This window comes from Methylobacterium sp. D48H, assembly GCF_053345715.1.
The window spans coordinates 1-313 of record NZ_JBKFAP010000137.1 but is presented as its reverse complement, the minus strand read 5'-3'; the positions used below and the strand labels follow the sequence as shown (position 1 = coordinate 313).

Genomic DNA, 313 nt, shown 5'->3' with positions numbered 1-313 from the left:
GGCGCGCAACCCGTCGGAGCCCGCCCGCGCCGGGAGGGCGCGCCGCTTGCCCCAGAGCCCCGCGGCCTGCGCCGTCGGGAGGCGGAGTTCGGGCACCGCCGGCCCGGTCGGACGCACCATCAACTCCAGCTCTTGTCGACCGAGGCCTTCACGGCATCCGACATGGCCACGTCGAACACGATCATGTCCTCGACCGCCTTGACGCCCTTCAGGCGCTCGGCCAGCGCCAGCGCCTCGGCCGGCACCGGCGGCAGCGCCGGGATCGGCGCGCCGATCCCGAGGCGGTCGAACAGCGTCGACGCGAAGGCGGGGA

General features: G+C 75.4%; 1 pseudogene. It reads right to left on the bottom strand.

What is annotated here, in order from left to right:
• Positions 1–119: 119 nt before the first annotated feature.
• A pseudogene (locus ACLBX8_RS31830) lies at positions 120–313 on the bottom strand (hypothetical protein); the annotation flags it as partial.